Here is a 19,317-nt window from a genome sequence, read left to right as displayed (position 1 = left end):
AAAATTCCCAATTTGTGAAAGATTTGAAGTGTAAGTAAAAAAGAAGCAACTTTTCATAAAGTTGCTTCTTTCATTATTCAAATTTCGTTGTCATCGTTCCAGTTTTATATCGATTGTTAGGATCGAATCGTAATAAATCTCCATAAATCAGTTTGTCGGAGAGTTTTAAATCTGTTTTTGCTTTTTCAATATATGGCTGGCATAGTGCTACATCTGCCTCTTCACCTGAGCTTCTTTTGTAGCACATATTTTTTGTATAAACATAATCCTCTGTTACAAAACTACCATCGCGCATTACCATAAGAGGATCTTTTTCTTTTATAAATAAGTCAGTTCCAAATTCAACTGATTGATTCGTTTTAATACCAAGTAAATGAAGTAGTGTTGGTTTAATATCAATTTGTCCTGATACTTTAGAGACAACTTTTCCTTCTTGACCAGGTACATGAATAATGAGGGGGACGCGCTGTAATTGCATAGAATCAAATGGTGTAATAGCGTCTTTCCCAAGGAACTGAGCCATAGCTGCATTATGGTTTTCGGAAATGCCGTAGTGATCCCCATAAATGACAATAACGGAATTGTCGTATAGTCCTTCTTCTTTTAATTGGTTAATGAATAATTTGAGAGCTTCATCTGTGTAGCGAACCGTTGGGAAATAGCGGTTTAGAACACCGCTTTCCGAATTAAACTCATCAACATATTGATCTTCTGGATTTAGAAGAAATGGAAAATGGTTTGTTAAAGTAATAAATTTCGTATAGAACGGTTGCGGTAAAGATTTTAATTTTGGAATAGATTGTTCAAAGAACTCTTTATCTTTTAATCCCCAACCGACAGACATTTGTTCAGTGCCTACGTAATCATTTAAATTAAAATAACGATCATATCCAAGTGCAGGATACATTACATCACGATTCCAAAATGTTTTATCGTTTGAATGGAAGACAGCGGAAGAATATCCGTATTTCTTTAACTGTTCTGGTGTGGCAGTATATTCATTTGTTGCATGAGTAAAGAATACAGAACCACGGTCTAACGGATAAAGTGAGTTTTCAACGATAAATTCAGCATCGGAAGTTTTACCTTGTCCCGTTTGATGATAGAAGTTATCGAAGTAAAAACTATCTTTTATAAACTGATTTAAAAATGGAGTAATCTCTTTTCCATTTATTTTTTTATTAATAACAAAACTTTGTGTGGATTCCATTGAAATTAAAATTACATTTTTACCTTTTGCAGATCCGAATAAGTTTTTATCAACTTGCTTATCTTTTGCGTCAGTATAATTTTTAATTTCGGAGAATCCGTCGCCACTTGCAAATACACGTTCAGCCGAAGATTTAGATTGAAGTGTAATATCGAATAGATGATAGGTGTATAAACCTAAATTTTTCACGACAGTTTGACGATCAAATGAGCGTGAGAACATTTGTGGTTTATAAATAACTGAAACAGCAATTTGCAGTGCCAATAGCGCTGTTACACCACTAAAGAAAGTCCGTTTCTCAGAACGAGAAAGTGGCGTTGTATCACAAAATGATGGGAATTTACGTGAAATAAAAATTAAAATAATTGCATCTGCAAATAAAAGTAATGTCTTGTACGTAAAGAGCTCTTTAATGCTCGTTCCTAAGTCAGCCATATTATTTGTTTGGAATAAAACAGGGAAAGTAACAAAATCGTTATAGAACCCGTAAAACATTGCATTTCCAAATAAAATAAATGACAGTATAAAACTAATTCCAATAATAATTCGGTTACGGTACTTAGATGCAAGTAAAGCGAAACCAAAAAATAAAAGTAATGAAGCTAGTGGATTAATAAAAAGCATAAATTCTTCAAATAAATTATCAATTTTAATATCAAATGCTAGCTTGTACACAATATATGTTTTAATCCATAATAAAACGACTGCAACTAGTGCAAATCGCAGTTTTGGAAACAGATTTTGTAGCATAATATACTCCTCTCCTAAAAGCAGGACAGTTCTTGTGAGCCGGTTTGATTAGCGCCTCATTTTATATATACGAACAGTCCTTTGTTATTATGTTTATTATACTATGAGTATCATTATACGAAAATAAAAGAGAGTTGTGGGCTTTTTTATAATAATTGAGTAGAAAAAGGGCAGTGGGAGACAATAAAACGGAGTTTCTATGTATGATAATTATCGTGCGCAGAAAGAATCGAGTAATAAAACGGAGGTTATAATGCGAAAATTATTATATTTTATAGTATGCAGTAGTGTTATACTTTTTTCCTCACCGAGTATGTCAGTAGCGCAATATGATGCACCCCTTATGGAAGATGCACTTTATTCTGTTTTATTTCCAAAAATAAATAAGGCAATTGAAAAACAATATGGGAATTTGAAACCTTATCAATGTCCTAAAATCATCCGTTTAAAAAAAGTGTATAGTGGCACATATTTATTTCAAGCGGTTATTGAAGTGACGAAGTATGAACAGGTTGGTGGGAAAATTGTTCCACCATTCGAAAAAGTAACAATTACTTTTAATAACGAAGAAGGCGAATGGGAAGTGACAAATATAGTAGTAAAGCGCTTACCAAATGATACGAAATTAAACTGTAAAAAAACAATATAAAAAATTGTTTGACAAATAAAATGGTCCTTTGGTATTGTTAATAGCAACAATTAGATGTTTGAAAATTAAATAGACTTACCTCATCTACTCTCAAAGGTAGAGGCCGCAATAGGAAAGAGTAAGCTATGGGAGATTTAGTGGAATCTGTGATCATAGGTTGAAAGGGACTATTGCCGAAATATAAGAATAACCACGTTATTCTTATATTGGTACTGCATTGAATAAATGTAGTACTGTCATAAAATTTATTTTATGGAGAGCTATTTGGAGATGTTGATGCGGTTTCTTATTTTGAGAAGATAACAACTCGTTTATTTTTTCAATATATATTTTTCCTAATAAGAAACGCGTGTGAACATTGTTCCGCGCGTTTTTTGTCTATCTAAAAGCGTGCTGCAATGAATAGAAGATTGGGGTTATGAGTTTTAGAGGAAATAAGGGAGGAATTTAAATGTATTTACACGGCACAAGCCGAATCAATGGGCAAGGACACTTAGAAATTGGAGGGTGCGATACGACGCAGCTAGCAAAACAATACGGAACACCACTTTATGTATACGATGAAGAGTCAATTCGAGGGAAATGCCGTGCGTTTCATCGTGCTTTTAAAGAGAGTGGTTTCTCTTATCAAGTAGCATATGCAAGCAAGGCGTTCTTGTGCATGGAGATGTGCCGAGTAGCTCGCGAAGAGAATATGTCTTTAGATGTTGTTTCTGGAGGAGAATTATATACTGCGCTCCAAGCTGGTTTTCCGGCATCGCGTATTCATTTTCACGGAAATAATAAAACAGAAGAAGAAATGATTATGGCTCTTCAGGCGAATATCGGTTGTTTTGTAGTAGATAATTTCTTAGAATTAGAAATCTTACATGATTTAGCAATGCAACATGGGAAATTTGTGAACATATTAATCCGTGTAACGCCTGGAGTAGAGGCACATACACACGAATATATAACAACAGGTCAAGAAGATTCGAAATTTGGATTTGGTGTTTCAAATGGTCAAGCGATGCAGGCAATTGAGCTTGCCTTGCAAAAATCAAATTATAATGTGCTAGGAATTCACTCGCACATCGGATCACAAATATTTGAAACGGCTGGTTTTGTTCGAGCAATTGAAGTTCTTCGCCAATTTTTAGAAGAAGTGAGAGAGCAAATGAATTATGTAGTAAAAGTGTTAAATGTGGGCGGAGGATTCGGAATACGCTACACAGAGTCAGATACGCCATTAACTCTTGAGACATATGTGCGAGCTGTAACAAGTGCAGTGAGAGAACAATTTACAGTATGTGAATATCCGCTGCCAGAAATATGGGTTGAACCAGGTCGTAGCATTGTAGGTGATACTGGAACGACAATTTATACAGTCGGATCTGTGAAAGACATTCCTGGTATTCGGAAATATGTATCAGTGGATGGCGGAATGACAGATAATTTAAGACCTGCCTTATATAGCGCGCGTTATGAAGCGATACTAGCGAATCGAGGGAATGATGCGAATGAGGAACTCGTTTCGATTGCTGGGAAATGCTGTGAGAGTGGAGACATGCTGATTTGGGATATTAATCTACCGAAAGTTGCTTCTTCCGATTTACTAGCAGTTTCTTGTACGGGGGCATATGGGTACTCGATGGCCAATAATTATAATCGTATTCGAAGACCGGCCGTCGTCTTTGCGAAAGGCGGAACATCGCAAATTGTTGTAGAGCGTGAAACATATGAAAATATTATTGGGAACGATCGCATACGTATTAAAGAGCTTATTTAAATAGGGAAAAGGAGTTGTACGGATGGGCAATTCCTTTTTTATAAAGTGAAATAAAATAATTAAAATATATCGGAAAACTAGGATTGAAAAAAATCAGAATTGTGATAAAATACAAATACAAAGCTTATCAAGAGAAGCTGAGGGAACTGGCCCTACGAAGCTCGGCAACCTGCTTATAGAAAGCAAGGTGCTAAATCCAGCAAAATGGAATCCATTTTGAAAGATAAGGTAAAATATATTACCGAACAGTCTTTTCGAAATGGAAAAGATTTTTTTTATGAATAAAAAGGGGGGCTGTTTGCGTGAGCGTACGGGAACATTTTGATGAAGTGTCCGAAAAAATTCAAACGATGCTTGCTGATATGAAATATGGTTCAATTACAATTGTTGTGCAAGATGGAAAAGTGATTCAATTAGAGAAAAGTGAAAAGGTCCGTTTAAAGTAAAAAGCGCTGACTAGAAAAACTAGAGGCGGTTTTAATCTATTTTTAATAGGTTAAAGCCGTCTTTTTGCTTTTACAGGGGGAAAAAACATGTTGACGTACGAAACGTGGAAAGAAAATAGTGTTTCATTTTCTGAAGAAGATGAAACGAAGGGTGCGTTATCGGTATTAAGTTGGGCTTATAGAGAGTATAAAGATGAAATTGTATATGCATGTAGCTTTGGGGTGGAGGGAATGGTTTTATTGCATCTTATAAACCAAGTAAATCCATCTGCTAAAGTTGTATTTTTAGATACAAATGTTCATTTTCAAGAAACGTACGAATTAATTAAGAAGGTACGCGAGAGATTTCCTTCATTAAAGATTATAGAAAAACAGCCAGAACTTACACTTGATGAACAAGCGAAGCTTCATGGAGAGAAGTTATGGGAAAGTAATCCGAATCTTTGCTGTAAGATAAGAAAAATTTTGCCGCTAGAAAAATCATTAGCAGCCGAAAAAGCGTGGATATCAGGCCTTAGAAGGGAACAATCAGAAACGCGTAAGCATACACAGTTTATAAATCAAGATCGTCGTTTTCAATCTATTAAAGTTTGTCCGCTCATTCATTGGACTTGGAAAGAAGTTTGGCGATATGTATACAAACATAGTTTGCCATATAACCCATTGCATGATGTTGGCTATCCGAGTATTGGGTGTGAGAAATGTACATTACCTGTAGGTGATGGTGGCGACTCAAGAGATGGAAGATGGGCTGGGAAAATGAAGACAGAATGTGGACTTCACTTTCAATGAGATAGATTTTGAAATAAAGCTAAGAAGGGATATAAAAAGATGAGTACAACAAATGAATTAGTAAATCGCATTGATGAAACATATGACATATCGAACATTGTAAAGGGAATCGAGCTAGACAAAATTGCACTTAGTGATTTAGAACTTTTGGCGACAGGAGGATATAGCCCTCTTACAGGATTTTTAGGGAAGAGAGATTATGACTCAGTAGTAGAAACGCTTCGTTTAGCAAATGGTAGTGTATGGAGTATACCGATTACATTACCGGTAACAGAAGAAGTAGCAGAGAAACTGCAGGTTGGAGAGAAAGTAAAACTTGTCAACGCCGGAAATGTATATGGTGTCATTCAAATAGAAGATATTTTTGTGCCAGATAAAGAAAAAGAAGCGTTACTTGTATATAAAACGCCGGATGAGGCTCATCCAGGAGTGAAAAAATTATATGAACGATCAAATGTTTACGTTGGAGGAGCGATTACTCTGATAAAACGCTTTGAAAATAATCTATTTCCTTCTTATCATTTAGATCCAATTGAAACGAGAGAAGGATTTAAAAAACGGGGTTGGAAAACAGTAGTCGGATTTCAAACGAGAAACCCGGTACATCGTGCCCATGAGTATATTCAAAAGTCGGCACTTGAAATTGTAGATGGTCTCTTTTTAAACCCGCTCGTTGGTGAAACAAAATCAGATGACATTCCTGCTGATGTAAGGATGGAAAGTTATGAAGTATTACTACAGCATTACTATCCAAAAGATCGTGTTTTTTTAGGGGTATTTCCTGCAGCGATGCGATATGCAGGTCCAAGGGAAGCGATATTTCATGCATTGGTAAGAAAGAATTTTGGGTGTACCCACTTTATTGTAGGGCGTGATCATGCTGGGGTAGGAGACTATTACGGAACATACGAAGCACAGGAAATCTTTACGAATTTTACAGTAGAAGAGTTAGGGATTACGCCGCTATTCTTTGAACATAGTTTTTACTGTACGAGATGTGAAGCGATGGCTTCAACGAAAACGTGTCCGCACGGAAAAGAGGACCGTGTCATTTTATCAGGTACAAAAGTAAGAGAAATGTTAAGAAATGGTGAGATTCCGCCAAGTACATTTAGTCGTAAAGAAGTAGTGGAAGTGCTAATTAAAGGTTTGAAAAAAGAAGTAGTAACAGAATAGGGAGAGAACGACATGGATACGAATATTACTTGGCATACAGCTTCTGTTTCAAAAGATGAGAGAAGAGTGAAGAATGGGCATCATAGTTTTGTAATTTGGTTTACTGGTTTATCAGCTTCGGGTAAATCTACAGTAGCGAATGCGGTTGCTCGTAAACTATTTGAAAAGAATATTGGAAATTATGTGTTAGATGGGGATAATATTCGCCACGGTTTAAATAAAGACTTAGGTTTTTCTGAAAGTGATCGTATGGAAAATATAAGACGTATTGGTGAAGTGGCGAAGCTATTTGTAGAGCAAGGTACTGTTGTTCTTACAGCGTTCATTTCACCATTTCGAGTAGATCGAAAACAAGTTAGGGATCTATTAGCGGCAGATGAGTTTATTGAAGTCTTTGTGAAGTGTCCGATTGAAGAGTGTGAGAAACGTGATCCGAAAGGACTTTATAAAAAGGCGAGAAAAGGTGATATTAAAGAGTTTACGGGAATTGATTCACCGTATGAGGAACCAGAACAAGCGGAATTAATTGTAGAAACGCACAAGTATTCTATTGAAGAATGTGCAGAACAAATCGTGAAATACTTACAAGAGCGTAGTTTTATATAGGGGGATTGAAAAATGAGCTATGAAAAAGTATGGGCTAATAATGAAAAATTAAATCAGACTGAGAAAAATAAATTAGAAAAAGATGGTTTGGAAATTTTTAGTGATATTCCATACTACGCAGAAAATGGATTCGAATCTATTCCGAAAGAAGAGTGGGACGCATTTAAATGGGCAGGATTGTATTTGCAAAGACCGAAAGAAGCTGGCTATTTTATGATGCGTGTAAATATTCCTTCAGGGATTATTACAAACGTGCAGGCAGAAGTGCTTGCTTCTATCGCTGAAGATTATGGACGCGATGTAATAGATATTACGACAAGACAGGCGATTCAGTTTCATTGGTTAGAAATTCAGCAAATTCCAGATATTTTTAAAAGATTAGCAAGAGTTGGATTATCTTCAGCAGGGGCGTGTGGTGATATTACGCGTAATATTACAGGTAATCCACTTGCTGGAATTGATGCGAATGAACTGTTTGATACAACGCATATTGTGAAAGAGGTATATGACTATTTCCAACATAATGAAGAGTTTTCTAATCTACCACGTAAATTTAAAATGTCTATTAGTTCTAACATTTATAATTCAGCAAATGCAGAGATTAACTGTGTTGCATTTACACCTGCTACGAAAGAAATAGATGGTGAGAAAAAAGTTGGTTTTCATATAAAAGTAGGCGGAGGCTTATCAGCTCGTCCGTACTTAGCGGAAGAATTAGATGTATTCGTTCTACCAGAAGAAGTGAAGGCAGTATCGATTGCAATTGCTACTATATTCCGTGATTTTGGATATCGTGAAAAACGTCACTTAGCACGTTTGAAATTTCTTATCGCTGACTGGGGCGCTGAGAAATTTAAAGAGAAACTAGTAGAATACACAGGCCCATTGCAAAGTAAAGGGGAAAGTGCTCTCAAAGGCTGGAATGCAGGATATTTTTATGGTGTTCAAGATCAAAAACAAGAAGGATTAAAGTATGTCGGCTTTAATGTACCGGTAGGGCGTTTACATGCAGAGGAAATGTTTGAGATTGCAAGCATTGCAAAGAAATATGGAAACGGGCAAATTCGAACTTGTAACTCTCAAAACTTTATTGTTCCGAATATTCCGCCAGAAAATATTGAAGGACTATTAAGTGAACCGTTGTTTGAAGCAATTTCTGCAAGTCCAAAATCCTTTATCGGTCATGCGGTTTCATGTACTGGTATTGAGTATTGTAATCTTGCGTTAGTAGAAACGAAAGAAAGATTACGCAAAATCGCAGAGTACTTAGATACACAAATTGCACTTGATGTACCAGTTCGAATTCATATGGTAGGATGCCCGAATTCCTGTGGTCAACGTCAAATTGCTGATATTGGTTTGCAAGGAGTGAAACTGAAAACAAAGGAAAAGGGAATCGTTGAGGCGTTTGAAATATATGTGGGCGGAACGCTATTAGACGGAGGAGCATATAACGAAAAATTAAAAGGGAAAATAGATGGAGAAGATTTGCCGGATGTTCTCGTGTCCTTTTTAAGTTATTTCCAAAAGAATAAATTACTAGCCGAAACGTTTTATGATTTCGTCGGACGTGTTGGAGTGGAAGAATTACAAATTGTACTAAATCGTGTAGTAGAAGAAGTAATAGCGTCTTAGGAGGGACAATATGGATTTATATCGATTTGAAGCTGTATTAGCGAATAGTGTTGTTCCGATAGTCGTTGTTGCTCAAAGTGAAGAACACGCATTTAAGCTTGCGGAGATTGAGCTTGAAAAGCATTTTTTACCGTTGCCAGAAGTAAAGGAGATTTCTTTGTTTGAAAAAAAGAAGATTCGAAAAGGTGCGGCATTTGTTGTTCATGAGTAAACAACATTGTAATACGAAAGTATTCTAACTTCCATTCATATAAAAGGATGGAAGTTTCACTTTAATAGTAGAAATGAGGAGAGATGATGGGGAAGGTTTATATCGTTGGAGCGGGTCCTGGTGATCCGGATTTAATTACTGTTAAAGGGTTGAGATGCATCGAGAAGGCCGATGTTATTTTGTACGATCGTCTCGTAAATAAAGAATTGCTCTCTTATGCAAAGCCTGAAGCGGATTTAATTTATTGCGGGAAACTCCCAAATTATCACACGATGAAGCAAGAGACAATTAACACATTTCTTATTAAATATGCGAAAAAAGGAAAAGTTGTAACGAGGCTTAAGGGCGGAGATCCATTTGTATTTGGAAGAGGTGGAGAAGAAGCTGAAGCGTTAGCGAAGCAAAGTATCCCATTTGAAATTATTCCTGGTATTTCAGCTGGGATAGCTGCTCCTGCTTATGCTGGAATTCCAGTAACGCATCGCGATGCAAGTGCAAGTTTTGCTGTTGTGACAGGGCACCGGAAAGAAGGGGCTGAAGAGGAAGTGAAGTGGGAAAGTTTAGCGAAAGGTGTAGATACATTAGCGGTCTATATGGGGGTTAGTAATTTACCTTACATATGTGAACAACTAATAAAACACGGAAAAGATCAAAGTGCACCTGCCGCTATCATTGAGTGGGGAACGACATCTATGCAGCGTACTGTTACAGCGACGTTAGGAACAATTGTAGATGTTGCCAAAAAAGAACGAATTCAAAATCCGAGTATGATTGTTATTGGAGAAGTTGTCCGTTTTAGAGAAAAGATACATTGGTTTGAGAAACAAGCGGAAAATGCATATCCAGTAAGCGGAGTATTGTAAAATGAAGGCTGTCTTGTATATATGTCATGGAAGCCGTTTGAAAGCAGCAAAAGAAGAAGCGGTTGCATTTATTACGTCATGTATGAACCGTGTAGAGGCAAATATTCAAGAAGTTTGTTTTTTAGAGCTAGCGAGTCCTTCTATTGAAGAAGGATTTCGTGCATGTGTGAAGCGTGGTGCTACAGAGATTGTCGCTATTCCTGTTTTTTTATTAGCAGCAGGACATGTAAAGAAAGATATTCCGCTTGAATTACGAAAGTTAAACGAAGAATATCCGGATATCAAAATAGTGTATGGTAATCCATTTGGTGTATCAGAAGTGCTTGTAAAAGCGGTATATAACGGAAGTGGCATTAAAGACTATGAAGAAGAAGTAACACTTTTGCTTGTTGCAAGAGGGAGTAGTGATCCGGAAACTTTACAAGACATAAAGTGGATTTCTTCTTTATTTCAAAAAGAAGAGAACATTAAAGAGGTGGAAGTTTGTTATTTAGCAGCCGCGGAGCCGAAGTTTGATGAGAAGTTGAAAGAAATTGTAGAACAAAAAGAACGGAACATTGTTGTGTTACCTTACTTATTATTTACAGGTTTACTCATGAAACATGTTGAGAAAGAAGTGCGTCAATATGAGTCGGAAGAGATAAAAATAAGTCCATATTTAGGAAAGAATGTAGCGTTTCGAGAGATGTTAATTCAGAAAACAGAGGAAATATTGAAGGGGGATCAATATGTATCCACTTACAGTGCGAGTTGATAAGAAACGTGTTGTTGTCATTGGTGGAGGGAAAGTAGCAGGGTTTAAAATTATTCCTTTACTAAAACAAGGTGCGGATATAGTTGTGGTAAGTACAGAATTAGATGCGAATTTAGTGAAACTTGTAGAAGAAAAGCAAATTCGTTGGTATCAAAGAGAGTATGAGAAAAGTGATATTAAAGATGCTTTTTTAGTAGTTGCAGCGACTAGCGATTCGATACTAAATGAACAAATTGCTGAAGATGCCGCAGTGAATCAATTGGTAAATGTTATTACGAATCCGGAAAGTGGAAATGTTCATTTTCCGGCGGCAATTCATCGTGGACTACTTAATGTAGCTGTTTCTACTGGAGGGGCAAGTCCGAAACTTGCAAAAAAAATTCGTGATGATATCGCAAATAAATATGATGAGACATATGAAGCGTATCTTAATTTTTTATATGAAGTAAGAATAAAAGTGAAAGAATTACAAGTAGATAAGCGGCAGAGAAATATATTATTACAAGAAGTATTAAAGTCAGTATATGTTCTAAATGGAGAAAAAAGAGAATTGTTTTTACAAGAATTAGAGAGAAAGGTTCATATAGGATAATGAATAAATTGTGCTTTACAACTATAAGAATATAATTTATAATCACAAGTAACTTCAATAGATGAAATCGATGAGCAAGAAGAGTACGTATATTTGAGGCGTTCAGAGAGCTGGGGTAAGGTGTGAGCCCGGTACGATAAAATATACAGAATGGGCTTGCGAGAGGTATGCTGAACATTGCAGTAGGCAACCCGGGTTCCGCCGTTAAAAGGATAGAGTATCGGAATTTTCCTGTACTTGAACAAGTGGGATTTATCAATCCAATTGAGGTGGTACCACGGTATTTATATTACATATATCGTCCTCTACATGCATATTTGCGTGTAGGGGACTTTTTTATTTTCTAAAGGAGGTGTGCGAGTATGAAATGAAAGTGTATAATTGGTAAAAGTTTAAATATTCAGAAAAGGAGAAATTATAATGAAAGAAACACAGCAATGGACGTCGAAAATAGGCTTTGTACTCGCAGCAGCGGGAGCCGCAGTAGGTCTTGGGGCAATATGGAAGTTTCCATATGTTGCAGGTAATGGAGGGGGAGGCGCGTTCTTCCTTGTATTCTTACTATTAACTTTATTTATTGGTATGCCTCTTCTTGTAGCTGAATTTGTTATTGGCCGTAGTACTCAAAAAGAGGCAGTTACAGCTTATAAAGTATTAGTACCAAATAGCAAGTTATATCCTTGGATTGGTCGTATGGGGGTTGTTACTTGTTTTAGCGTACTATCTTTTTATAGTGTTGTAGGTGGATGGATTTTACTTTATTTATACTATAGTGTCACAGGTAGTTTCTGGAACGGAGTAGTCGATTATGGGCAATTGTTTGCTGAAACAATTGCAAATCCAGTAAGTGCGATTGGGGCGCAATTCATTTTTATGCTTTGTACCATTTTTGTTGTTAGTAAAGGTGTGGAAAAAGGCATAGAAAAGGCAAGTAAGTACATGATGCCGCTATTATTCATTTTATTTATTGCTATCATTATTCGTGCGTTAACACTTGATGGTGCTATGGCTGGGGTAGAGTTCTTCTTAAAACCAGATTTTTCAAAGCTTACAGCAGATACGATTTTATATGCGATGGGACAATCTTTCTTCTCACTAACGGTAGGTGCCTCGGTAATGGTAACGTATAGTTCGTATTTAAAGAAAGAAGAGCATTTAGCTAAATCAGCAACATCTATTGTAAGTTTAACTGTATTTGTTACAGTACTTGCAGGATTAGCGATTTTTCCGGCGATTTTCGCATTAGGAGTTAAACCGACAGAAGGACCAGGGCTACTGTTTATCGTTCTTCCTGCTGTCTTTGCGAAAATTCCATTTGGACAATTTTTCTTCATTATGTTTTTAGTTTTATTCTTCTTTGCGACTTTAACATCTGCGATTTCAATGCTTGAAATTGTAGTAGCATCTGTTGCGAAAGATAATGAGAAGAAGCGTCCGTCAGCTTCGTTATTAATTGGTATTCTTATTTTTGCAGTTGGAATTCCATCAGCGTTATCGTTTGGAATTATGAGTGATGTGAAAATATTTGGTAAGACATTCTTTGATTTTGTCGATTTTTCGGTAAGTAATGTGTTACTGCCACTCGGAGTACTAGCCATTTCGCTATTCGTACCAAATAAAATGAGTAAAGAGTTATTAATGAAAGAATTAGAAGTTACGGAAACGAAAGGGAAAACATTATTTAACATTTGGTTCTTCTTACTTCGTTATGTTATTCCGGTAACTGTAATTATCGTATTTTTAAATGCGGTAGGCGTATTTAAAATGTTTGCATAATAAAAAGACGGAGATTTCTCCGTCTTTTTATTATGTTGTAGAAGTATTTAATAAGCGATTATATGCTTTATAAGCTGTGACAACTGCGATAAATGATCCAATTAAAAATAACGCTGAGCCGCCGAATGTAAATAATCGGCCGATGTATGTTTCTCTAGCTTCTTCTATTTCTTCTTGTAATTGTGTATTCATATTAATCACCCCGCAAAATATAGGCATTTAGTTGTAGTTTATGTAAAATGCCTACAAAGTGTGAAATGGTAGTAAAAAAACTCGGTATGCACCGAGTTTTTTTATAATCCGATATAAGGAGACGGATCAACTGCGTTTGTCTTACCAACATTCCATTCTCCAATATGAAGTTCGAAGTGTAAATGTTGTCCGTAAGATTGACCGGTATTTCCCATAAAGCCAAGTTGGTCGCCTTGTTTTACAGTTTGTCCATTGGATACAGAGCGGCTACTCATATGTGCATACACTGTCGTATATGTTTTTCCGTTAACACGGTGAGATAAGTAAACAACGTTTCCGTAACTAGAGGATAATTCTGAACGGATAACAACGCCATCTGCAGCGGCAATAATTGGAACTGTTCCCGGAGCTGCGATATCGATTCCTTTATGGTTATCTAAAGAACGTGTGCCGAATCCAGAAGTTTTTGATCCAGCCGCTGGTTTAATAAATCCACCTTTGTTCGTATCTTGCGGTGTTGGTGCGGATTGTGTGCTTTCTTTAGCAGAAGCGGCGGCTTGTTTTTTTGCTTCCTCAGCCTTGCGTGCCTCTTCCGCTTTCCGAGCTTCTTCCGCACGTTTTTCTTCTTCAATTGCTTTTTGAACAGCTTGACGCTGGTTTTCTAAAATACCTTGTGACTCTTCTAATCCTTCAATCTCGGAATCTACTTTTGATACTTTCGTATGTAGATCTTTAATAAGAGTTTGTTGCTGTTGTTGGTTATTTTGTAACTCTTGTTGTTTTTGCTCTAATTTTTGTTCAGATTCTTTCAGTTGTTGCTCTTTTTTCTCAACAGCCTCTTTTTCTGTCGTTACAGCATGTTGATCATCTGTTTGCTTTTTCACAATATCGGTATCGTTATTTAAAATTAAACTTACAGAATACATATTATCAACAAGATCAGCGATATTTGCAGAACTTGTTAATACTTCTGTAATGATACTCGTACGAGGCTTCTCTTGCATAGATTGTAGTCGTTGTTTAATAACCTCTTGACGTGTATCTATGTTTGTTTGTAATTGCTCTATATGTTTCTTTTTTTCAGCAATTGCTTGCTGCGTTTTGCTAATTTCTTTTTTTGTATCGTTTAATTCAGCTTCGTTTTTATTAATAGAAGTAGTTAATTCGTCGATTTTTTTTTGTAATTCCTGGATTTCTTTTTCTATTTGTTCTTTCTCAGCTGATTTATTTTGTAAGTCATTTTGTTTGCCTTCTAATTCGGATTGAATATTAGATAATTTATTTTCATTCGTTTCAGCGTATACGGGTGAAAGTAACGGGGAAACGAAAATCGTTCCAGCTGCTAAAACACTAAATGCTGCAAATTTCTTTTTCATTGTTGTCTTGCTCCTTTCCCTATGAATGTATATATCATAAGAAGAAGAAGGGTGTCTATCGTTGTAATCATAATGTAAAGAAAACTTTATAAATTTGCTAAGTTTTGTCGGAATTTAGTATCTTTTCGTAGTGTTTGTCATAAAGTGAAATTTTTGCATGCATACAAAAATGCACCATTTTCTATTTTGTTCTAAAAAAAACATGGGAAATGATGGAGTTTTCGATGGTGAAACATTACTTTAAAAACCTTTAAATCACTAGTGAGGGATCGTTCTCATGTTAGGTTTTCTTACATGGGTTTTATTTTTGTCAAGAAAATTATTTGCATTCGGGCAAACTTATTTTGTTGTCAGATTTTAAATTTTGATTTATGATTTTTAACAGGGACAAAATGTAGTGAATTGTCGAATAATATGTAATACTCTTAATTTCATGTTTTATAGAAATAGAATGAGAGATAGAGTGACACATCGAAGAGGGGGTTACAACAAATATGAAAAGAATAGGACTTGCATGGCAAATTTTAATAGGACTTGCGCTTGGTATTGCAGTTGGGGCGATTTTCTTTGGCAATCCGGAAGTGGTGAGTTACTTACAACCAATTGGTGATATTTTCATCCGATTAATTAAGATGATCGTTGTACCGATTGTTGTAGCAAGTATTGTTGTTGGGGTTGCTGGTGTTGGCGATGTTAAGAAGTTAGGCCGACTAGGCGGAAAAACAATTCTTTACTTTGAAATTATTACAACGATTGCAATTGCTGTTGGTCTATTAATAGCGAACATTTTCCAACCTGGAAAAGGCGTTGATATGGATAAATTAACAAAGACTGATATTTCTAAATATACAGAAACAACAGCTCAAGTGCAAAGTCATTCGTTTGCGGATACGTTTGTAAATATTGTTCCGACGAACATTATGAAATCATTAGCTGAAGGTGATATGCTTGCTATTATCTTCTTCTCAGTATTATTTGGTTTAGGTGTAGCAGCGATTGGTGAGCGTGGTAAACCAGTTCTACAATTTTTCCAAGGTGTAGCTGACGCAATGTTTTATGTAACGAACCAAGTTATGAAATTTGCACCATTTGGTGTATTTGCATTAATTGGTGTTACAGTTTCTACATTCGGATTAGCTTCATTAATTCCATTAGGGAAATTACTCATTGTAGTATATGGGGCAATGATATTCTTCGTTGTAGTTGTATTAGGACTTACAGCGAAAATCTTTGGAATAAACATTTTCCAATTCTTTAAGATTTTAAAAGACGAGCTGATCTTAGCGTATTCTACAGCAAGTTCAGAAACGGTTTTACCGAAAATTATGGAGAAAATGGAGAAATTCGGTTGTCCGAAAGCAATTACATCTTTCGTTATTCCAACAGGTTATTCATTTAACTTAGATGGATCAACGTTATATCAAGCAATTGCGGCAATTTTCTTAGCGCAAATGTACGGTATTGAATTATCCATTACACAACAAATTACGTTATTACTTGTATTAATGGTTACATCAAAAGGTATCGCGGGTGTACCGGGCGTATCATTCGTTGTATTATTAGCAACACTTGGTACAGTAGGTATTCCAGCTGAAGGTTTAGCGTTTATTGCAGGTATTGACCGTATTCTTGATATGGCTCGTACAGCAGTTAACGTTGTAGGTAACTCTTTAGCGGCTGTAGTTATGTCTAAGTGGGAAGGTCAATATGACGCTGAAAAAGGACAAGCCTATTTAAAAGAGATATCTGAAAAGGGTCAAGCAGCTTAATTATAATATGAACAAGCTCTCACATAATATGTGGGGGCTTTTCTATATATAGAAGAGGAGCGGGCGTAATGAAACGTAAATATGGTGACGGTTCTTCGTGGAAGCGACTAATAGAGAAGGATTATAGGGTTAAGCAAGTAGAGGATGGAATGTTAGGAATACTGGACATAAAAAAGGTGAGAGAACCTAGTCATAAAGAATACAACGGTAAAAATCTTTGCATTGCAGGTGATGGGTATACATGGATGCAATATTTTATAAACGGCAAAAACTTTGCAATTACAGCTATGTTAGATGATCAGCAAAAATTAGTGCAATATTATATCGATGTGACGAAAGAATATAAAATAGACGAGCGTGGTTTACCTTATTTTGATGATTTATATTTAGATGTCGTATTGTTACCAAACGGTGAGATTTATGTATTGGATGAAGATGAGTTAGAGGATGCCTATAAAATTGGTGATGTTACAAAGGAAGAATATGAGTTAGCATGGAATACAACAAAATGGATTATCGCGACGATAAAAAACAGAAAATTTTATTGGATCTCAATATTGGATAAAGAAATCAAAAAGTTAAAATGATTGGTTTATTCATATTTTTGTATAATTACCAAAAAAATCTATACAAAAAATAATTGACTTTTGTTTTGTAAGCGAGTAAAGTTAGGAAAGAAATTATTATTAAAAAATAAATATGAAACCTTCTTATAAAGAGAGGCGGAGGGACTGGCCCTACGATGCCTCGGCAGCGGACTCGATTTCAGAGTGCTGTGCCAAATCCAGCAAGCATGTGCTTGAAAGATGAGAAGAGTGTTTCTTATAGATGTATAAGACCTCTTCTCATCGGAAGAGGTCTTTTGTTATTCACTAGAAAAGGTTGAAAACTAGGGAGAGATGATACTTTGAAAGAAACGAGAGGAAATGGTTTAGCGTTATTACCACTTGGAATATTTTTGGCGCTATTTATTGGTTCTGGAATTATTACAGGTGATTTCTATAAATTGCCGATACTTGTAGCAATTTCAATTGCTGTAGGAATTGCTTTAGTGATGAATCGTAAAGAAAGCTTTAATGTGAAAGTAGAACGATTTGCTAAAGGTGCAGGAAATCCGGATATTATGATTATGGTATTAATTTTTGTACTTGCAGGGGCGTTTTCTGAAACAGCAAAAGGAATGGGCGGAGTTGATTCAACTGTTAATTTAGCGTTATCTATTTTGCCACCAGGATTTATCGTTGCTGGAATTTTTGTTATAGGGGCATTTATTTCATTAGCGATGGGAACTTCAATGGGAACAATTGCAGCACTAGCACCAATTGCTGTAGGTATTAGTGGGCAAACTGATATCTCAATTGCACTTGCGATGGCTACTGTTGTGGGCGGAGCGATGTTTGGTGATAATTTATCATTTATTTCAGATACAACAATTGCTGCTGTTCGTTCACAAGGAACAGAAATGAAAGATAAGTTTAAAACGAACTTTTTAATTGTATTACCAGCCGCTATTATTACAATTGTGCTATTAGTAATAATTACTTTAGGAAGTGATACACAAGTTAAAGCCCATAGTTTTGACTGGATAAAGATTTTACCGTATGCAGGAGTACTTATTACCGCGCTACTTGGCTGGAATGTACTTATTGTGTTAACTGGTGGAACTGTATTATCTGGCGCTATCGGTCTTATAGATGGAAGTTACACGTTGGAGAGTTTCTTTAAAAGTGTAACGACTGGAATGGGCGGTATGATGGAGTTAGTATTACTTGCCATTTTAATCGGTGGTATGGTCGAACTGATCCAATATAATGGTGGTATTCAATATTTAATGAATCTTTTAACGCGTAATATTCGTTCGAAAAAAGGAGCAGAGTTCGGTATTGCTGGCTTAGTGAGTATGACGAATATGTGTACAGCAAATAATACAATATCTATCATTTTTACAGGTCCGCTTGCGAAAAATATTGCAGATGAATATGAAATTGATCCACGAAAATCAGCGAGTGTACTAGATTTATTCTCTTGCTGTATACAAGGATTAATTCCGTACGGTGCACAAATGTTAACAGCGGCAGGGTTCGCCGCATTATCTCCAATTGAGCTGTTACCATATGCGTTTTATCCGATTTTAGTTGGAGTATGTGGTATCATGTCGATTCTAATTGGGTTTCCAAGGTTTTCGAAGGTAACTGAAAAAAAGCAATATCATAAAACTGCATAACATAAAGAGACATTTATTATTAGCAGTTGAAAACGCTCGGAGAACATTCTCTGAGCGTTTTTTATTATTTATAAATCCTTTTTCAAATAGTAGTGCTTATAATCTCTTCCTACGTTATCGAGGATACCATACTCTTTATAACCGTATTTTTTATAGAAATCTAATGCTTGAAAGCTTAAAGTGTCAACTTTTATAAAATCACAATTTCTTTCTAAAGCGATTTTTTCTACTTCTAATAACAGTTTAGTTCCATACCCTAATGCACGTATATCTTCATCCATGATAAAAGAGTGAATCTCTAACCAATTCCAACAGACTTCACCTAATATCCCCCCGCGTATTTTACCATTTTCATCTTTAAGAAATAAATGAATCTCTAAGTATCTGTCTCTTAAATCAGATGGAAAGTGCTTTAAATTATATTCATAAAGCTGATTGTTTATATAGTTTTTAGCGGCGGTATTGATTTCTTTCGTAATGTGTAAATTCATGATATATCCCCTTTAATTTAAATATAGCTTTCTGATT

The 19,317-nt window shown here is 35.8% G+C and carries 19 protein-coding genes, 3 riboswitches and 1 other annotated feature; of the genes, 15 read left to right on the top strand and 4 right to left on the bottom strand.

The genetic code is table 11. The features are described from left to right. Nucleotides 1–73 precede the first annotated feature (73 nt). The gene (locus ACFWDE_RS04990) at nucleotides 74–1,960 is read right to left on the bottom strand and encodes an LTA synthase family protein (RefSeq protein ID WP_377890491.1); all 1,887 of its coding nucleotides are present in this window, start codon (nucleotides 1,958–1,960) and stop codon (nucleotides 74–76) included. Between the two features lie 253 nt (nucleotides 1,961–2,213). Between ACFWDE_RS04990 and ACFWDE_RS04985 the strand changes: the two genes are divergently transcribed. The 12 genes from ACFWDE_RS04985 (at nucleotide 2,214) to ACFWDE_RS04930 (ending at nucleotide 13,228) form a co-directional block, all read left to right on the top strand. Next, nucleotides 2,214–2,609 (top strand): DUF3888 domain-containing protein, encoded by a 396-nt coding sequence (locus ACFWDE_RS04985; protein WP_199672541.1) that lies wholly within the window; start codon nucleotides 2,214–2,216, stop codon nucleotides 2,607–2,609. Nucleotides 2,610–2,698: 89 nt separating this feature from the next. Next, nucleotides 2,699–2,880: riboswitch (Lysine riboswitch) on the top strand. A gap of 180 nt (nucleotides 2,881–3,060) precedes the next feature. Beyond that, nucleotides 3,061–4,377 (top strand): diaminopimelate decarboxylase, encoded by a 1,317-nt coding sequence (gene lysA / locus ACFWDE_RS04980; protein WP_377890489.1) that lies wholly within the window; start codon nucleotides 3,061–3,063, stop codon nucleotides 4,375–4,377. A gap of 121 nt (nucleotides 4,378–4,498) precedes the next feature. Then, nucleotides 4,499–4,607, top strand: a riboswitch (SAM riboswitch). Nucleotides 4,608–4,679: 72 nt separating this feature from the next. Further along, nucleotides 4,680–4,823, top strand: coding sequence for a YezD family protein (locus tag ACFWDE_RS04975; protein WP_002149491.1), 144 nt, complete (start codon nucleotides 4,680–4,682; stop codon nucleotides 4,821–4,823). A gap of 87 nt (nucleotides 4,824–4,910) precedes the next feature. Continuing rightward, a complete protein-coding gene (locus ACFWDE_RS04970) occupies nucleotides 4,911–5,615 on the top strand; it encodes a phosphoadenylyl-sulfate reductase (RefSeq protein ID WP_377890487.1) in 705 nt (234 codons plus the stop codon). Between the two features lie 39 nt (nucleotides 5,616–5,654). Next, nucleotides 5,655–6,791, top strand: coding sequence for a sulfate adenylyltransferase (gene sat / locus ACFWDE_RS04965; protein ID WP_377890485.1), 1,137 nt, complete (start codon nucleotides 5,655–5,657; stop codon nucleotides 6,789–6,791). Between the two features lie 12 nt (nucleotides 6,792–6,803). Next, complete coding sequence (gene cysC, locus ACFWDE_RS04960; RefSeq protein ID WP_377890483.1) at nucleotides 6,804–7,397, top strand: adenylyl-sulfate kinase; 594 nt, start codon at nucleotides 6,804–6,806, stop codon at nucleotides 7,395–7,397. A gap of 12 nt (nucleotides 7,398–7,409) precedes the next feature. Continuing rightward, a complete protein-coding gene (locus tag ACFWDE_RS04955; RefSeq protein WP_377890481.1) occupies nucleotides 7,410–9,032 on the top strand; it encodes a nitrite/sulfite reductase in 1,623 nt (540 codons plus the stop codon). A gap of 10 nt (nucleotides 9,033–9,042) precedes the next feature. Continuing rightward, entirely contained in the window at nucleotides 9,043–9,243 is a 201-nt protein-coding gene (locus ACFWDE_RS04950; protein WP_002149479.1) for a DUF3906 family protein, read from the top strand. Between the two features lie 86 nt (nucleotides 9,244–9,329). Beyond that, nucleotides 9,330–10,106 (top strand): uroporphyrinogen-III C-methyltransferase, encoded by a 777-nt coding sequence (gene cobA / locus ACFWDE_RS04945; protein WP_377890479.1) that lies wholly within the window; start codon nucleotides 9,330–9,332, stop codon nucleotides 10,104–10,106. Nucleotide 10,107: 1 nt separating this feature from the next. Then, complete coding sequence (locus ACFWDE_RS04940) at nucleotides 10,108–10,860, top strand: sirohydrochlorin chelatase (protein WP_377890477.1); 753 nt, start codon at nucleotides 10,108–10,110, stop codon at nucleotides 10,858–10,860. After that, nucleotides 10,835–11,452, top strand: a complete 618-nt coding sequence (locus ACFWDE_RS04935; protein WP_377890475.1) for an NAD(P)-binding protein — start codon at nucleotides 10,835–10,837, stop codon at nucleotides 11,450–11,452. The genes ACFWDE_RS04940 and ACFWDE_RS04935 overlap by 26 nt, the downstream gene beginning before the upstream one ends. 61 nt (nucleotides 11,453–11,513) lie before the next feature. Then, nucleotides 11,514–11,761, top strand: a binding site (T-box leader). A 111-nt stretch (nucleotides 11,762–11,872) separates the two neighbouring features. Further along, nucleotides 11,873–13,228: a sodium-dependent transporter gene (locus tag ACFWDE_RS04930; protein ID WP_002168809.1), complete on the top strand. Its 1,356-nt coding sequence runs from the start codon at nucleotides 11,873–11,875 to the stop codon at nucleotides 13,226–13,228. A gap of 30 nt (nucleotides 13,229–13,258) precedes the next feature. On the opposite strand, the gene ACFWDE_RS04925 is transcribed toward ACFWDE_RS04930, so the two are convergent. Together ACFWDE_RS04925 and ACFWDE_RS04920 are read right to left on the bottom strand one after the other, a co-directional pair. Then, nucleotides 13,259–13,420, bottom strand: coding sequence for a hypothetical protein (locus ACFWDE_RS04925; protein WP_002158647.1), 162 nt, complete (start codon nucleotides 13,418–13,420; stop codon nucleotides 13,259–13,261). A gap of 101 nt (nucleotides 13,421–13,521) precedes the next feature. Continuing rightward, nucleotides 13,522–14,796 (bottom strand): murein hydrolase activator EnvC family protein, encoded by a 1,275-nt coding sequence (locus ACFWDE_RS04920; RefSeq protein ID WP_377890473.1) that lies wholly within the window; start codon nucleotides 14,794–14,796, stop codon nucleotides 13,522–13,524. Nucleotides 14,797–15,290: 494 nt separating this feature from the next. Between ACFWDE_RS04920 and gltP the strand changes: the two genes are divergently transcribed. The 3 genes from gltP to ACFWDE_RS04905 all read left to right on the top strand — a co-directional run bounded on the left by gltP (nucleotide 15,291) and on the right by ACFWDE_RS04905 (nucleotide 18,789). Beyond that, the gene (gltP, locus tag ACFWDE_RS04915) at nucleotides 15,291–16,565 is read left to right on the top strand and encodes a glutamate/aspartate:proton symporter GltP (protein ID WP_377890471.1); all 1,275 of its coding nucleotides are present in this window, start codon (nucleotides 15,291–15,293) and stop codon (nucleotides 16,563–16,565) included. A 68-nt stretch (nucleotides 16,566–16,633) separates the two neighbouring features. Further along, complete coding sequence (locus tag ACFWDE_RS04910; RefSeq protein ID WP_377890469.1) at nucleotides 16,634–17,152, top strand: ribonuclease FAU-1 family protein; 519 nt, start codon at nucleotides 16,634–16,636, stop codon at nucleotides 17,150–17,152. Between the two features lie 120 nt (nucleotides 17,153–17,272). Then, a riboswitch (SAM riboswitch) is annotated at nucleotides 17,273–17,378 on the top strand. 94 nt (nucleotides 17,379–17,472) lie between these two features. After that, entirely contained in the window at nucleotides 17,473–18,789 is a 1,317-nt protein-coding gene (locus ACFWDE_RS04905) for a Na+/H+ antiporter NhaC family protein (RefSeq protein WP_377890467.1), read from the top strand. Between the two features lie 68 nt (nucleotides 18,790–18,857). Here the strand turns inward: ACFWDE_RS04905 and ACFWDE_RS04900 are convergent, their stop codons facing one another. Then, nucleotides 18,858–19,280, bottom strand: a complete 423-nt coding sequence (locus ACFWDE_RS04900) for a GNAT family N-acetyltransferase (RefSeq protein WP_002149464.1) — start codon at nucleotides 19,278–19,280, stop codon at nucleotides 18,858–18,860. Nucleotides 19,281–19,317 lie beyond the last annotated feature (37 nt).

This window comes from Bacillus sp. NPDC060175 (genome assembly GCF_042728695.1).
Classification (GTDB): Bacteria; Bacillota; Bacilli; order Bacillales; family Bacillaceae_G; genus Bacillus_A.
The sequence above is the reverse complement of the archived record's forward strand: the minus strand, read 5'-3'. Positions and strand labels throughout refer to the sequence as shown.

Coding starts and splice junctions, on each gene's coding strand:
- ACFWDE_RS04990 (WP_377890491.1), bottom strand. CDS start 1,960: ATGCTACAAAATCTGTTTCCAAAACTGCGATTTGCACTAGTTGCAGTC.
- ACFWDE_RS04985 (WP_199672541.1), top strand. CDS start 2,214: ATGCGAAAATTATTATATTTTATAGTATGCAGTAGTGTTATACTTTTT.
- lysA (WP_377890489.1), top strand. CDS start 3,061: ATGTATTTACACGGCACAAGCCGAATCAATGGGCAAGGACACTTAGAA.
- ACFWDE_RS04970 (WP_377890487.1), top strand. CDS start 4,911: ATGTTGACGTACGAAACGTGGAAAGAAAATAGTGTTTCATTTTCTGAA.
- sat (WP_377890485.1), top strand. CDS start 5,655: ATGAGTACAACAAATGAATTAGTAAATCGCATTGATGAAACATATGAC.
- cysC (WP_377890483.1), top strand. CDS start 6,804: ATGGATACGAATATTACTTGGCATACAGCTTCTGTTTCAAAAGATGAG.
- ACFWDE_RS04955 (WP_377890481.1), top strand. CDS start 7,410: ATGAGCTATGAAAAAGTATGGGCTAATAATGAAAAATTAAATCAGACT.
- ACFWDE_RS04950 (WP_002149479.1), top strand. CDS start 9,043: ATGGATTTATATCGATTTGAAGCTGTATTAGCGAATAGTGTTGTTCCG.
- cobA (WP_377890479.1), top strand. CDS start 9,330: ATGGGGAAGGTTTATATCGTTGGAGCGGGTCCTGGTGATCCGGATTTA.
- ACFWDE_RS04940 (WP_377890477.1), top strand. CDS start 10,108: ATGAAGGCTGTCTTGTATATATGTCATGGAAGCCGTTTGAAAGCAGCA.
- ACFWDE_RS04935 (WP_377890475.1), top strand. CDS start 10,835: ATGTATCCACTTACAGTGCGAGTTGATAAGAAACGTGTTGTTGTCATT.
- ACFWDE_RS04930 (WP_002168809.1), top strand. CDS start 11,873: ATGAAAGAAACACAGCAATGGACGTCGAAAATAGGCTTTGTACTCGCA.
- ACFWDE_RS04925 (WP_002158647.1), bottom strand. CDS start 13,420: ATGAATACACAATTACAAGAAGAAATAGAAGAAGCTAGAGAAACATAC.
- ACFWDE_RS04920 (WP_377890473.1), bottom strand. CDS start 14,796: ATGAAAAAGAAATTTGCAGCATTTAGTGTTTTAGCAGCTGGAACGATT.
- gltP (WP_377890471.1), top strand. CDS start 15,291: ATGAAAAGAATAGGACTTGCATGGCAAATTTTAATAGGACTTGCGCTT.
- ACFWDE_RS04910 (WP_377890469.1), top strand. CDS start 16,634: ATGAAACGTAAATATGGTGACGGTTCTTCGTGGAAGCGACTAATAGAG.
- ACFWDE_RS04900 (WP_002149464.1), bottom strand. CDS start 19,280: ATGAATTTACACATTACGAAAGAAATCAATACCGCCGCTAAAAACTAT.